Genomic DNA, 13795 nt, shown 5'->3' on the forward strand with positions numbered 1-13795 from the left:
CCACCTTCGTCCGCGCGGTACCCCACGGACCGCGCTGAACCCCGGCGGGGCCGCCCGCCCGGGTGGGCGGCCCCGGCGTCGGCACCACCAGCGGCGCGGGGGTGGCCCGAGAACGTCGGGGCGTCCCGCTACGGTGCTGCCCATGAGCGACACGGAAACCGCGAACCGGCTGCCCACGGCCGAGGAGGAGGCCCGGTTCTGGGCCCTGCTGGAGGCCGCCTGGGAGCGGCTCGGCCCCGAGCCGGCCGCGCTGCGCCGGGCGCTGCTCGCCCGCGACCGGTCCGCCTCCGACGACGACGCGTACGCGTTCGACGGCTGGCGGGACGCCTTCCTCGACCAGTTGGGCCAGCTCTGCGCCGACCTGTCCAGCCCCGAGCTGACCGCCCTCGACCGGGTCGTCGAACGCAAGCTGTACGACATCGACCGGGCCGACGTGCACGCGGTGGTCGACGGCTCCGACGACGGTTTCCTCTACGCCCGTGGGCACGTGGTGGCGCTCGGTCGGGAGTTCTACGAGGCGGTCCGGGCCGACCCGACCCGGGCGGTGCCCGACGCCCACCTCCAGGGCATCTGCTACTTCTTCGCCCACCTGCACGACAAGCGGTTCGGCGACTGGCCCCGCACCGGCTCCGGCATCTCCCGCGAGTCGTTCAGCAACCCGGCGGGCTGGGTCGGCCAGTGAGCCGCCCGACCGTGCCGAGCGAGCGCGACGTGCCGCTGCCCGACGGCGGCACCCTGCACGTCTACGACACCGGCGACGACGGCACCGGCCGGTTGCCGGTCGTCTGGCACCACGGCACCCCCAACATCGGCGCACCGCCGGCCCCGCTGTTCGCCGCCGCCGACCGGCTCGGCCTGCGCTGGGTGTCCTACGACCGGCCCGGGTACGGCGGTTCCACCCGACGCCCCGGGCGGGACGTGGCCTCGGCCGCCGGTGACGTCGCCCGGGTCGCCGACGCGCTGGGCCTGCCCCGGTACGCCACGATGGGTCACTCCGGCGGTGCACCGCACGCGCTGGCCAGCGGCGCGTTGCACCCCGACCGGGTGGTCGCCGTCGTCGCCGTCGCCGGACTCGCCCCCTACGACGCGGCCGGGCTCGACTGGTTCGCCGGGATGACGCCGTCCGGGCAGGAGTCGCTGCGGGCCGCCACGCGGGGCCGGGCGGTCAAGGAGCGGCACGCCGCGTCCGACACCGACTACGACCCGGAGTTCACCCCGGCCGACCTGGCCACCCTGGCCGGGCCGTGGGCCTGGCTCGAAGAGGTGGTGGGTCCGGCGGTGCGGGGCGGCCCGGACGGCCTGGTCGACGACGACCTCGCCTACGTCACCCCGTGGGGCTTCGACCCGGCCCGGGTGACCGTCCCGGTGCTGCTGCTGCACGGCGGGCGCGACCGGGTGGTGCCCGCCAGCCACAGCCGTTGGTTGGCCGGGGTCTGCCCGGCGGCCGAGCTGCGGATCACCGACGACGACGGGCACCTGTCGGTGCTCGGCGGCGCACCTGCCGCCCTGGAGTGGCTCCGCCGCTGATCGACGCCGGATGCTGCCCGACACGTTCACCGAACGCAACGCGACACGCCGCACACCAAAGGTGAACAGTTAGGGCAGCTCATGTTATTCTCCGGCTTCGATGCACCGCCGAGCAGACCCGGACGGGTCACCGCCCGAAGGACGCACTCCCCCCGATGTCGGCCCTACCCGCTCCGACCTCGTCACCGTCGTTACTGGAGCGGCCGGCCGGTGGCGCGCTCCAGCTCATCTTCACCACCCTGCCGGCACTGCTGCGGCTGACCTGCGGGCTGTTCGGTGCGGTGACCGCGCTCGCGGTGCGTACCCCACCGGTGCGGGTGCCGCTGCTGCTGGCCGCCGTGGCCGCACTCACCGCCTGGTCGCTGTGGTACGCGGCACGCGCCCTGCGGGTCGGCATCGGCCCGGGGCTCGTCGCCGGGGACGTCACGGTCACCGTCGCGGCGAGCCTGCTGGCCCCGGTGCTGGTCGCCCCGGAGGTGCTGCCCGGCGAGGGTAGCTGGCTCGCGGTGCTGGCCAGCACCACCGTGATCAACGCGCAGGCCACCGCGCCGGCCCGCTGGTCGGTGCCGGCGGGCCTGCTGGTCACCGCCGGGTACGCGGTCGGCACCTCGGCCGCCGGCAACACCGTCGAGGCCGGCGCGCACGCGGCGACCCTGCTCATGCAGACGGCCTGCGCGGCGATGATGGCGGCGGTGATGCGCCGCTGGATAGGCCGGGCCGACACCTCCTTCGCCGACTTCCAGCGCCTGCGCCGGGACGCGGTGCTGGCCCGCACGGCCCGCGAGGTGGAACGGCGGCAGAACCGGGACCTGCACGACACCGTCCTGGCCACGCTCACCATGGTCGGGCTGGGTGCCCTGCCGGCCGGCTCGGCGGCGTTGCGGGACCGGGCCGCCGCCGACCTGCGTACCCTGGTCCGCCTCGCGCACGCCCGGTCCGCCCCGGCGGGCGATCCGGCCGACGCCGGCCCGGTCGACGTCGACGCCGGCCTGCGCGCGCTGCTCGCCACCCACCCGCAGTTGCGGGTGACGGCCACGCTGCCGCCCTGCGCGGCACCGTCGGGGGTGACCGCCGCCCTGGTCGACGCCACCGCCGCCGCCCTGGCCAACGTGGCCCGGCACGCGCCGGACGCCGCCGTGACCCTGCGGCTGAGCCGCGACCACGGCGGCATCGTGGTCGAGGTGGTCGACGACGGTCCCGGTTTCGACCCGGCCACCGTCCCCCTGCACCGGTACGGGGTACGCGAGTCGATCCGGGGCCGGATGGCCGAGGTCGGCGGCCGGGCGGTGGTGACTTCCGCCCCTGGCGTGGGCACCCGGATCAGGCTGGAGTGGCCGCATGTCGACTGACCTCGGCACGACCGACCTGGGCACGACCGACCTCGGCGCGACCGCGTCGGCCCACGTACCCCGGCCGGCACAGAGGGCGGCGGACCCGGCGGCGGCCGACGGCCCGGCGGCGGACGTGGGCCGGGCCTCGGACCGGGGGGCCCGGATCGCGGCGGTGGCCATCGCCCTGGTGTGGCACCTCGCGATCGGGCTGCCGGCGGTGCTCGGCGCCTGGTCGACGCTGGCCGCCCCCACAGTGGTCGCGGCCGGCTGGCTGGCCGCCTGCGCCCTCGGCGGGTACGCCGCACACCGGCTGCTGCACGGCGTGCCGCCACCGGCGCTGCCACTGGCGCTGCCACTGGCGGCGGCCCTGCTGACGGTCGACGCGGCGGTCTTCGCGGCGGCCGGCCGGGAGCAGCTCTTCGCCGCCGCGAACTGGGCGTGGACGGGGCTGGCCTGGTTCTTCGTGGTGGTGCTCTGGGGTCGCCCGATCCGCTGGATGATCGTCCTACTGGCCGGGCACGCGGCGCTCGCGCTCGCCGCGCTGGTCGGTGACGGGGCGACCGCCCCCGCCGACCTGACCCGCTTCACGATGTACGTCTACGGCACCTCGTCGCTGCCGGTGGCGGTCTTCACCGGTGCGGCGGTGATCGCCACCCTCGCCCGGGAACGCGCCGCCACCGCCACGGCGACCCTCGCCGTCCGCGCCGAACGGGACGCCGCCGAACGGGCCTGGGCGGACCGGCGGGCCCGGCTGGCGCTGGTCGGCGGTGCCGCCGAGCAGGTGTTGGCGGAACTGGCCGACGGTCGCGCCGACCCGGGCGACCCGTTCGTGCAACGGCGGTGCGTGCTCGCCGCGACCCGGCTGCGTCGCCTGATCGCCGAGTCCGACGACGTGCCGGACCCGCTGCTGCACGAGTTGCGGGCCGCCGCCGACCTCGCCGAACGCAACGGGCTGCCGATCGAGCTGATCGCCATCGGCACGCCGCCGCCCCTGCCCGTGGAGGTCCGTCGACGGCTGGCCGATCCGCTGGCCGCCGCCCTGGCCGATGCCACTGGTTGGGCCCGGCTGACCGTGGTGGCCGGCCCCGACGAGGTGGCGGTCAGTCTGGTCACCCCGGACGGGCAGGGCCCGGGGGCGGCTGATCCGCCGACCGCCCGGGCCGGCGACGACAACCAGGTGGAACACGTACATGAGCGGGACGGGGAGATCAGGTGGACGCAGACCCGATGGCGCAGGCCATGAGCGGGGAGCGCCCGGTCGGTGTGTCGATAGTCGACGACCATCCGGTGGTGATCGACGGTGTGCGGGCCTGGCTGTCCACCGAGCCCCGGCTGCGGGTGCTCGCCACCGGTGACGATCCGGAACTGGTGCTGCGGGCCGCCCCGGAGGCCGACGTGATCCTGCTGGATCTGCGGCTACGCGGGCGGATGGTGCTGGACAAGCTGGCCGAGTTGAGCACCGACGGCCGGCGGGTGGTGGTCTACTCCGAGCACACCGACCCGGCGACCATACTCACCGCGCTCGACGCCGGGGCGACCGCGTTCCTGGCCAAGCACGAGGGGCGGGAACACTGCGTGGCCACGGTGCTCGCCGCCGCCAGCGACCGCCCGTACGTGCCGCCGGCCCTGGCCGGGGCGATGGTGGGCGATCCGCGCCCGGACCGTCCGGCCCTGTCGGACAAGGAGCGGGAAGCGCTGCTGCTGTGGTTCCAGTCGATGTCGAAGGCGTCGGTGGCCCGCCGGATGCAGATCAGCGAGCACACCGTCAAACAATATGTGGACCGCGCCCGGATCAAGTACACCCGGGCGGGTAGACCGGCCGCCACGAAGGCGGCGTTACTGGCCCGGGCGATCGAGGACGGTCTCATCCGGCCGGAGGAGATCGGCATCTACCGGTCGCAGGCGTCGTACGACCGGCCGACCCCCTAACGGGTGTCATGACAGCCCGTCACGCCTCGGCGAGGCTGGAACGCCAGGAGACCACTGCGCGGGGGAGGTCGTGACAATGCGCGAGAACATGTCCCCGTTCTTCATCGCACCGCACCGGTTCGATGCGCCGGAGAACGATTCCGCTCCCGTGCTCGACAGGCGTTACGAACTCGTCCCGGAGCCCGGCGAACGGGTGCTCGGCCGGTATCCGACGTCGGTGGCCGGCTGCCTGATCAGCCCGACCGGCGCCCGGCGGCACTGGGTGCTGCCCGGCCCCGCCTCGATCACCGTCACCGACCGCCGGCTCGCCTACGTCTGCCTCGCCGGTGACCTGGCCCTGGTCGCCGGGAAGATCGACGCGACGGGGGTCCGGCACCGGCGCAACGTCCGGCTGCCGCGCCTGGTCAGCGGGCAGGTCCGCTGGCAGTGGCCGTCCCGGTTGGAGCTGCGTACCACCGGCCGGCCCACGGCCCAGGGCACCGCCGAGGCGGAACTGCTGGTGGTCTGCGACGCGCTGCGGACGATCCAGCAGCCGGCCCTGGCGCTGGGCGGCGCGGTGGGCCCGGTGACCGAGCTGGCCCGGCTGATCCGCCGGACGGTGGCCTGCTTCCGGGTCACCCACCCCGAGCTGGTCGAGCTGGCACCGCCGGAGCGGGACGTGCTCATCCGCCGGGCGACCGCCCCGCCGCTGACCGGTGAGACGCGGGTGACCCTGCCGGGGTCGCTGCCGGTGGAGTTCCTCTCCCGCGACGACTACTACCGGGTTCCCGAGCCCGGTAGCAGTCGGGACGCGGTCGGCAGCTGAGACCGCCCCGGGACGGCCGTTCCTCAGGACGGCCGTTCCCCGTGGGCCGACGTCGGACCGGGCACCCCTGAATCGCTCACGTCATCAGGTCGAAAGGATGCGAACCCACCATCCTGTCCCCGCCGCCGGGCAGGAGCACCAGGCCGCCCGACACTCCAGCCCCGCCCGAAATTCCAGAAATGCCCGCTCCGCCCCCGACCGGCAGCCGAGCACGCAGCGGGCAGCAGGCAGCAAGCAGCGGGCAGCAGGCGGGACGACGGGAACGAACGTCAGGATGCGGTCGAGCGGCGGGGGCGGCGGTCCAGCTCGGCGGCCTCCTGGAGGGTGGGCGCGGTGCCGCCCAGGTGCGCCGGCTGCCACCAGGAGTCGTCCGGGCCGGCCGGCTTGTCGGGGTACTCCTGCTGGGCCCGGTCGACGAGCGCGGTCAGCCGGGTCTTCAGCTCCGCCGTCATGGTGTTGGCGTCCGGGTACGCCGCCGGGTCCATCGGCTCGCCCAGCAGGATGGTGATCGGGGTGTGCCGACGGGTCAGCGTCTTCGGCCGGCCCTTCGTCCAGAGCCGCTGCGTCCCCCACAGCGCCACCGGGACCAGCGGCACCTCCGCCGACTGCGCCATCCGGGCCGCCCCGCTCTTCAGCTCCTTCACCGTGAACGAGCGACTGATCGTCGCCTCGGGGAAGACGCCCACCACCTCGCCGCGCCGCAGCGCGTCCACCGCCGTGTTGTACGAACCGACCCCCGCCGCGCGGTTCACCGGGATGTGCTTCATGCCGCGCATCAGCGGGCCGGACACCTTGTGCGCGAAGACGTCGTGCTTGGCCATGAACCGCACCAGCCGCCGGGACGCGTGCGCCCCGTACCCGCAGAAGATGAAATCGAGGTAGCTGACGTGGTTGCTGGCCAGCACCGCCCCGCCGGTACGTGGGACGTGGTGGTCACCGTCGACGGTCAGGCGCAGGTCGAGGACCCGGAACAGCGTCTTGGCGGTGGCGATCACGGGCGGGTACACGAGTTCCGGCATCCGGGTACTTTACCCCGCGTAGGTTACGCGACCGTAGGGCGGATTCGACCCACCGTGGCGACCACCCGACGCACCGTCAGTCGGCCAGTTTGTGCAGATCCAGGCGACCCCGGGCGAAGGCGTCCACCCGTCCCCAGCGGCCCGGGATGTCCAGCACCTCGATCCGTCCCATCCCGACCGGCAGCACCGGCTCCACCGCCAGGTGCCCCTCGTGCGGCTCCAACCCGAGCATGGTGCGCAGCAGCAGCAACGGCGCCCCCGTCGACCAGGCCTGCGGGCTGCACGCCGTCGGGTACTCGACCGGGAACTTGGTCTGCTCCCGGGGATAGCCGCCGAACGCCTCGGGCAGCCGCCCGTCGAAGTAGGTCGCCGCGTCGAGGATGCCGCTGGCGATGGTGGCGGCCTCCTCGGCGAAGCCGTACCGCCGCAGCCCCCAGGCGATGAACGAGTTGTCGAACGGCCAGATCGTGCCGTTGTGGTAGCCGATCGGGTTGTACCGCACCTCCCCCTCGGCAAGGGTGCGCACGCCCCAACCGGTGAACAACCGGGGCCCGACCATGTGCTGGGCGATCTTCTCGGCCCGGTCGTGGTCGACGATCCCGCTCCACAACAGGTGCCCGATGTTGGAGCTGAGCACGTCGCACTGCCGGCCGTCCGGGTCCAGGGCCAACGCGTAGAACTCCCCGTCGGCCACCCACCAGTCCCGGTTGAAGCGCTCCTTCAGCGCCGCCGCCTCCTGCTCCAGCCGGTCGGCGAACGCCGGGTCACCCCAGAATTCCCGGGCCATCCGGGCCGCCCGCAGCTTGGCGTCGTACGCGTACCCCTGCACCTCGCAGGTGGCCCGGGGGAACGGCGGCAGGCTGCCGTCGGCGTACGAGATGGAGTCCCAGGAGTCCTTCCAGCACTGGTTCTCCAGGCCGGTCTCGGTGTTGCGCCGCTCGTACCAGATGTAGCCGTTGCCGGCCAGGTCGGCGTAGTCGTCGATCCACTTCAGCGCGGCCCGGCACTCCCGTTCCAACTCCTTGACCAGGGCGACGTCACCGCTCCACCGCTCGTACTCGTCGAGCAGGACGACGAACAGCGGGGTGGCGTCCACCGACCCGTAGTACGGCGAGTGCGGCTGCTCCTCGAACGCGGCCGTCTCGCCGTAGCGCATCTCGTGCAGGATGCGGCCCGGATCCTCGTCGCGGAAGTCGTCGAAACGGCTGCCCTGCAACGACGCCAGGATGCGCAGCGTGGTCTTGGACAGCTCCGGGGCGAACGGCAACACCTGTAGGCAGGTCAGGATGCTGTCCCGGCCGAACATGGTCATGAACCAGGGCAGGCCGGCGGCGGGCAGGGTCTGGCCACCGAGCGACAGCGGCGCGAACCGCAGCGCCGCCAGGTCGATCAGGCTGCGCCGGTAGGTGGCGGCCACCCGGTCGTGCTCGCTGTTGACCTTGGGGGCCTTGGCGATCCACTCCTGGAGGTCGTGCTGCAGGGCCAGCCGTTCGTGACCGTGCGCCGTCACCCCGAGCCGCAGGTCACGCCCCCCGGGGCCGACCGCGAAGGTCTGCACGTCGATCTCGGCGTTCCACTGCTCGTTGGGCTCCAGGTGCACCGAGTACGCGAACCCGTTGCGGTCGTAGCGGGCCGGTCGGGACGACGAGATGACCGTCTCCCGCACGAAGTTGCCCCGCCGGTAGCCCAGCCGCAGCCGGTCGGACTCCGCCTCGGCGTACAGCTCGCCCTTCTTGTTCAGGATCTCGTCCTTGACCTGGAAGAGGTCGGCGAAGTCGGCTCCGGCGTCCATCCGGATCTCCAGGTCGACCGCCCTCTCGTCGTGGTTGAGGATGGTCAGTTTCTCGCGGAAGCTGCCGCCGACCGCGCGCTCCCGGATGATCGACAGCTTGGCGTCGACGTAGTGGGTGGCCATCCCGGGCACCAGGAAGAACCGCGCCTCGTAGTACTGGAGGTCGTCGTAGGACAGCGCGTTGAGCCGTTCCCCGTTGATGGTCAGCACCCAGCGGGACAGGAACCGCATGTCCAGGGAGAACAGCCCGGTCGGCTCGGTCGGGGTGGCCTCGATGTCACCGGTCTCCTCGGAGACGACGAACGTGTTGCCGTCCAGGATCCGGATCGTGTTGCTCTGTCCCATCACCGCACCTCCCGCTGGTGGAGCCGGCGCGGCCCCTGCGCGTCCGCGGAACCGGGGAAGATCCGTTCGACCTGCACCACCAGCCGGGCGTCACCGGTCACCGTCATGTCGCCCCGCAGCACCGCCGCCAGGCCGTTCTCCCGCCCCGCGGCCATCTCCTCGAACAGCGCCGGCGTGGTGCCGACGACCGTGTCGGCCTCCCGGTCCTCCTGGCTGACCGTGAGCTTCCCCCGGTCCACCCGCAGCAGCCAGTGGGTGGTCTGTGCCCCCTCGTGCAGATCGAAACGCAGTGTCCCGACCGCCTTGTCCAACAGCGGCTCGTGATCCCGCCGGTTCAGGCTCTCGAAGAACCTCGTGGTCGCGTCCACCATCGGGCCCTCTCCCCCGTCATCGCATCGACCTGCCGGTACCCGCACGGGGTCCCCGCCCGGCCCGGCGTCAACCTCGCCCGGATCGGGTGAGCCCGACCGGCGCGCACGACGACGCCGGCCCCCGCAGTCCGGGGGCCGGCGTCGGTGGGGCGGACGTCAGTTGTTGGGGTCGTCGGCGCTGATGTCGGCGAGCACCGACTGGGGTTCCCGCTCCACCGCGAGGTCACCCACCGACACCAGGCCCACCAGCCGGCCGTCGTCGACCACCGGCAGCCGGCGTACGGCGTAGGTGCGCATCAACTCGGCGGCGGCGACCGCGTCGTCGTACTGGCTGATCGTGATCACGTCCCGGCTGATGATCTCCTGGAGCCGGGTGCGGCTCGGGTCGCGGTCCTCGGCGACGCCCCGGACGGTGATGTCCCGGTCCGTCACGATTCCGACGACGTCGTCGCCGTTGGTCACCACCACGTCGCCGATCGCGCTGTCCCGCATCTCCTGCGCGGCGGCGGCGAGGGTGTCGTTGCCGTCCATCGTCACCAACCGGGTCGTCATGAACTCTCCGACCGTTGTCATGGTGCTCCCCTCTCGGTGTCGGCACGGCGGTCTACCCGCCGGCCCCGAGCAGGTAACACCCCGCTCAGCGCAGTTCGGCGGCGACCAGCTCGGCGAGCTGCACCGCGTTCAGCGCGGCACCCTTACGCAGGTTGTCGTTGGCGCAGAACAGCGCGAGGCCGTGCTCGACGGTCTCGTCGGCGCGCAGCCGACCGACGTACGTCGGGTCCTGGCCGGCCGCCTGCAACGGCGTCGGGACGTCCGACAGCGCCACCCCGGGCGCGCCGTCGAGCAGTTCCCGGGCCCGCTGCGGGGTGATCGGCCTGGCGAACCGGGCGTTGATCTGCAACGAGTGGCCGGTGAACACGGGCACCCGGACGCAGGTACCGGAGACCTTCAGCTCGGGGATCTCCAGGATCTTGCGGCTCTCGTTGCGCAGCTTCTGCTCCTCGTCGGTCTCGAACGAGCCGTCGTCGACGATCGAACCGGCCAGCGGGAGCACGTTGAAGGCGATCGGCCGGGCGAACGAGCGCGGCGCGGGGAACTCGACGGCCGACCCGTCGTGGGTCAGCGCGGTGGCCCCCTCGACGACCTTGCGGACCTGCTCGTCCAGCTCGGCGACCCCGGCCAGGCCGGCCCCGGAGACCGCCTGGTAGGTGGCGACGACCAGGCTGACCAGGCCGGCCTCGTCGTGCAGCGGGCGCAGCACCGGCATCGCGGCCATCGTGGTGCAGTTCGGGTTGGCGACGATGCCCTTCGGCCGGTCGGCCAGGGCGTGCGGGTTGACCTCGGCGACGACCAGCGGCACCTGCGGGTCGGTGCGGAACGCCGACGAGTTGTCGATCACCACCGCGCCGGTCGCGGCGACCCGGGGGGCCAACTCCTTCGCGGTGCCCTTGCCGGCGGAGAACAGCACGATGTCCAGCCCGGAGTAGTCGGCCGTGGCCGCGTCCTCCACGGTGACCTCGCCGTCCCGCCAGGGCAGGGCACGCCCGGCCGACCGGGCCGAGGCGAACAACCGCACCTGCTCCGCCGGGAACTCGCGTTCCGCCAGCACCTGCCGCATGACCCCACCGACCTGGCCGGTGGCTCCCACAATGCCGATCCTCATGCCCGCGAGGCTACCCAGCCGCAGGCCCACACCGGGAAGCCTTTCCCACCGCCCGGGTCGCCGCCCGCCCGTCCGGTCACCGCCCGTACCGGTCGCCGTACCGGAAACCACCCGACGGTACGCCCCGACGCCCCGGAAGATCGGCCGTGGCCGGGCCGTCCGGCCGCAGCATCCGCACCGCCGGTCCGACCCGGCGCTCCCGGGGCGGCGCGACCGGAATCACACCGCCCCGGGCGCGCCGACGCCGGTCAGCCGACGTGGTCGGTCACCTCGCCGAGCCCGGAGGCGACCAGCTCGTCCCGGATCGCCGCCGCGTCGCCCTCGATGACCAGGGTCAACGCCTCCGGGTGCAGGTGGGTGGCGGCAGCGGCCGACACCTGCTCGACGTCGGCGGCGAGCAGCGCCTCCCGCAGCCGGGCGTGGTAGTCGTCGGGCAGGTCGTGCACGACCAGGGTGGTCAACGCCGAGGCGATCGCCCGGGGGCTCTGCAACTCGACCGAGAGCTGCCCGGCCCGCCAGGACCGGGCCACCGCCAGCTCGTCCTCGGTCACCCCGCCGTCCCGGGTACGGCTGATCTCGCCGACCGCCTCGACCAGGGCCGGCGCGGTCACCGCCGTCTGCACCCCGGAGCTGACCGCGAACCGGCCGAACCGGCGGGACGAGGCGAAGTCGCCCCGGATGCCGTACGTGTAGCCGCGTACCTCGCGGATCAGGTGGTTGAGCCGGGAGGTGAACGCCCCGCCCAGCACGGTGCCGGCGAGCGTCGTCGGCACGTGGTCGGGGTGGGCGCGGTGCGGTGCCGGGTGACCCAGCCGCAGCGTGGACTGCACCGACCCGGGCCGGTCCACCAGGATGATCCGCCGGCCGGCGGGCAGCGGCACCTCGATCGGGCCACCCTGCTCGGCGGGGCCGCCGCCGGTGCCGGCGAACGCCGCCGCGCCCAGCGCGTCGAGGTCCAGGCGGTCCAGGTCACCGGCGACGATCAGGGTGCCGGGGCGCAGGAACCACTCGGAGTGGAAGACGGTGACGTCCTCCACGTCGAGCCCGGCCACCGAGCCGGGGTCGCCGTAGAGCGGGCGGCCCCACCGGTTGTCCGCGCCGAACAGGTCGGCGCGCAGCACCGCGTCGGCGCGCGGGCCGGGGTTGGCCCAGTCCATCCGCAGCGCGGTCGCCTCGTCGTCGCGGACCCGGCGCACGTCGTCGGGGTCGAGCCGGGGCGTGCGTACCGCCTCGGCGAGCAGTTGCACCGCCGCGCCGAGCCGGTCCACCGGCACCTGGACGCTGACCTGGAAGCTGTCCCAGTCCAGCCCGGTGGCCAGTTCGGTGCCGAGGCCCTCGACGGCCAACGCGAACGCGGTGGCGTCCCGCTGCGCGGTGCCCTCCTCCAACGCCTTGGCCAGCACCGCGCCGAGGCCCTCCTTGCCGACCGGCTCCCGGCCGGCGCCCGCGTCGAGCAGCAGCAGCGCGACGGCGAGGTTCTGGCCGGGCAGGTGCGCGGCGACCACCCGGCCACCGGCGACGTCCCGCCGGACCACGGTCGGGAACCGGTACGGGCGGGCGGTGCCCGGACCCGGCCGGGTGGTGATCAGCGTCATCGGGTCTCCTCCGGCAGGTAGGTCAGGGTCACCCGGTCGGCCGGGGTGAGCAGGTCGGCGGCCAGCTCGGCGATCTGCCCGGCGGTCACCGACAGCCAGCCGGGCAGCCGGTCGGCGGTCCTCGCCGGGTCGCCGAACTGGGTGGCGTACCGCCCGAGCGCGTCGGCCCGGCCGTCCACCGTGGACATCTGCCGCCACCAGGCGGTGCTGAGCAGCGCCTTGGCCCGGTCGAGTTCGGCGGCGGTGACCGGCACGGTGGTGAGTTCGTCGACCACCTCGGCGACCCCGGCGGCGAGCTGTTCGGCGCTCACCCCGGGGCGGGCGGTGGCGGTGGCGATCACCGGTGCCGGGGCGTGCGCCAGATCCACCCCGTACGCCCCGACCAGGTCGGGCTGGGCGAGCCGTTCGCCGTCGGCGAGACGCTGGTAGAGCCGGCTGCCCCGGCCGCTGCCGAGCACCGTGACGGCCACCGTGGCCACGTCGTAGCCGGGACTGCCGAACGGGTGGGTGCGGTGCGCGACGTAGACCCGGGCGGCCGGCACGTCGCCGGTGACCGTCTCGACGACGGGTCGGCCGGTGCCGGCGACGGTGTGCCCGTCCGGCGCGGCGGGGATGTCACCGCGGGCCGGGATCGCCCCGAAGTACCGCTGCGCGAGCGTGAACACCTCGGCGGCGGTGGCGTCGCCGACCACGGTCAGCACGGCGTTGTCGGGCGCGTAGTACGTCTGGTGGAACGCCTGGAAGGTGGCCAGGTCGGCAGCGTTCAGGTCGGCCATCGACCCGATCGTCGCGTGGTGGTACGGGTGCCCCGGCGGGTAGAGCAGTGGGAGCAGCCGCAGCCAGGCGTCGCCGTACGGGACGTTCTCGTAGCGTTGCCGCCGCTCGTTCTTGACCACGTCCCGCTGGTTGTCCAGCGTCTCCTGGGTGAGCGCGGGGACCAGCCCGCCCATCCGGTCGGCCTCCAGCCACAGGGCCAGTTCCAGATGTTCGGCGGGGACGGTCTCGAAGTAGTTCGTCCGGTCCGGGTTGGTGGTGGCGTTCAGCGAGCCACCGGAACCCTGGATCAGTTTCATGTGTTCGGTCTTGGCGACGTTGACCGAGCCCTCGAACATCAGGTGCTCGAAGAGGTGGGCGAAGCCGGTCTGTCCCGTCGGCTCGTGCCGGGAGCCCACGTCGTACCAGAGGTTGACCGCGACCGCCGGGGCGGTGCGGTCCTCGCTCACCACCACGCGCAGGCCGTTGTCCAGTCGGGTCGTCTCGATGGGCCAGGGGTAACCGCTGTCGGGCATGACCCGACGCTATCCGAACTCCAGGCCCCGGTGGCGACCTGGCCCCCCCCGGGCCAGCCGGGCAGCGGTAGCGACCGGTACGGCGGGCGGTTGGCTCGCGGGGCCTGTGTGCACCGTGGTGCGGTGGTC

Annotated in this window: 13 protein-coding genes; 6 read left to right on the forward strand and 7 right to left on the reverse strand. The window is 73.7% G+C overall.

The genetic code is table 11. The features are described from left to right. Window positions 1–142 precede the first annotated feature (142 nt). The 6 genes from ACOJTC_RS11610 to ACOJTC_RS11635 all read left to right on the forward strand — a co-directional run bounded on the left by ACOJTC_RS11610 (window position 143) and on the right by ACOJTC_RS11635 (window position 5592). Window positions 143–682, forward strand: a complete 540-nt coding sequence (locus ACOJTC_RS11610; RefSeq protein ID WP_420116852.1) for a DUF4240 domain-containing protein — start codon at window positions 143–145, stop codon at window positions 680–682. Beyond that, the gene (locus ACOJTC_RS11615; RefSeq protein WP_420116853.1) at window positions 679–1527 is read left to right on the forward strand and encodes an alpha/beta fold hydrolase; all 849 of its coding nucleotides are present in this window, start codon (window positions 679–681) and stop codon (window positions 1525–1527) included. Before ACOJTC_RS11610 ends, ACOJTC_RS11615 begins: the two co-directional genes overlap by 4 nt. Before the next feature lie 155 nt (window positions 1528–1682). Continuing rightward, window positions 1683–2876 carry a sensor histidine kinase gene (locus ACOJTC_RS11620; protein ID WP_420116854.1) on the forward strand — a complete coding sequence of 398 codons (1194 nt, stop codon included), beginning with the start codon at window positions 1683–1685 and terminating at the stop codon, window positions 2874–2876. Further along, entirely contained in the window at window positions 2866–4101 is a 1236-nt protein-coding gene (locus tag ACOJTC_RS11625; protein WP_420116855.1) for a hypothetical protein, read from the forward strand. Before ACOJTC_RS11620 ends, ACOJTC_RS11625 begins: the two co-directional genes overlap by 11 nt. Beyond that, the gene (locus tag ACOJTC_RS11630) at window positions 4071–4787 is read left to right on the forward strand and encodes a response regulator (RefSeq protein WP_204928068.1); all 717 of its coding nucleotides are present in this window, start codon (window positions 4071–4073) and stop codon (window positions 4785–4787) included. Before ACOJTC_RS11625 ends, ACOJTC_RS11630 begins: the two co-directional genes overlap by 31 nt. 76 nt (window positions 4788–4863) lie before the next feature. Next, a complete protein-coding gene (locus ACOJTC_RS11635; RefSeq protein WP_420116856.1) occupies window positions 4864–5592 on the forward strand; it encodes a hypothetical protein in 729 nt (242 codons plus the stop codon). A gap of 269 nt (window positions 5593–5861) precedes the next feature. Here ACOJTC_RS11635 and ACOJTC_RS11640 read toward each other — a convergent pair whose 3' ends face one another. The 7 genes from ACOJTC_RS11640 to ACOJTC_RS11670 form a co-directional block, all read right to left on the reverse strand. Beyond that, a complete protein-coding gene (locus tag ACOJTC_RS11640) occupies window positions 5862–6611 on the reverse strand; it encodes a lysophospholipid acyltransferase family protein (RefSeq protein ID WP_204928070.1) in 750 nt (249 codons plus the stop codon). Between the two features lie 76 nt (window positions 6612–6687). Next, a complete protein-coding gene (locus tag ACOJTC_RS11645; protein ID WP_420116857.1) occupies window positions 6688–8748 on the reverse strand; it encodes a glycogen debranching N-terminal domain-containing protein in 2061 nt (686 codons plus the stop codon). Then, on the reverse strand, window positions 8748–9119 hold the full coding sequence (locus ACOJTC_RS11650) for an SCP2 sterol-binding domain-containing protein (RefSeq protein ID WP_420116858.1): 372 nt from the start codon (window positions 9117–9119) through the stop codon (window positions 8748–8750). The genes ACOJTC_RS11645 and ACOJTC_RS11650 overlap by 1 nt, the downstream gene beginning before the upstream one ends. 156 nt (window positions 9120–9275) lie before the next feature. After that, window positions 9276–9692 carry a CBS domain-containing protein gene (locus tag ACOJTC_RS11655; RefSeq protein ID WP_420116859.1) on the reverse strand — a complete coding sequence of 139 codons (417 nt, stop codon included), beginning with the start codon at window positions 9690–9692 and terminating at the stop codon, window positions 9276–9278. A 64-nt stretch (window positions 9693–9756) separates the two neighbouring features. Next, window positions 9757–10782: an aspartate-semialdehyde dehydrogenase gene (locus ACOJTC_RS11660; protein ID WP_088642711.1), complete on the reverse strand. Its 1026-nt coding sequence runs from the start codon at window positions 10780–10782 to the stop codon at window positions 9757–9759. 248 nt (window positions 10783–11030) lie between these two features. Then, window positions 11031–12377 (reverse strand): M16 family metallopeptidase, encoded by a 1347-nt coding sequence (locus tag ACOJTC_RS11665; RefSeq protein WP_420116860.1) that lies wholly within the window; start codon window positions 12375–12377, stop codon window positions 11031–11033. Then, complete coding sequence (locus ACOJTC_RS11670) at window positions 12374–13666, reverse strand: M16 family metallopeptidase (protein ID WP_204928076.1); 1293 nt, start codon at window positions 13664–13666, stop codon at window positions 12374–12376. The genes ACOJTC_RS11665 and ACOJTC_RS11670 overlap by 4 nt, the downstream gene beginning before the upstream one ends. Between the last annotated feature and the right edge of the window lie 129 nt (window positions 13667–13795).

The organism is Micromonospora sp., from assembly GCF_048594385.1.
Classification (GTDB): domain Bacteria; phylum Actinomycetota; class Actinomycetes; order Mycobacteriales; family Micromonosporaceae; genus Micromonospora; species Micromonospora wenchangensis.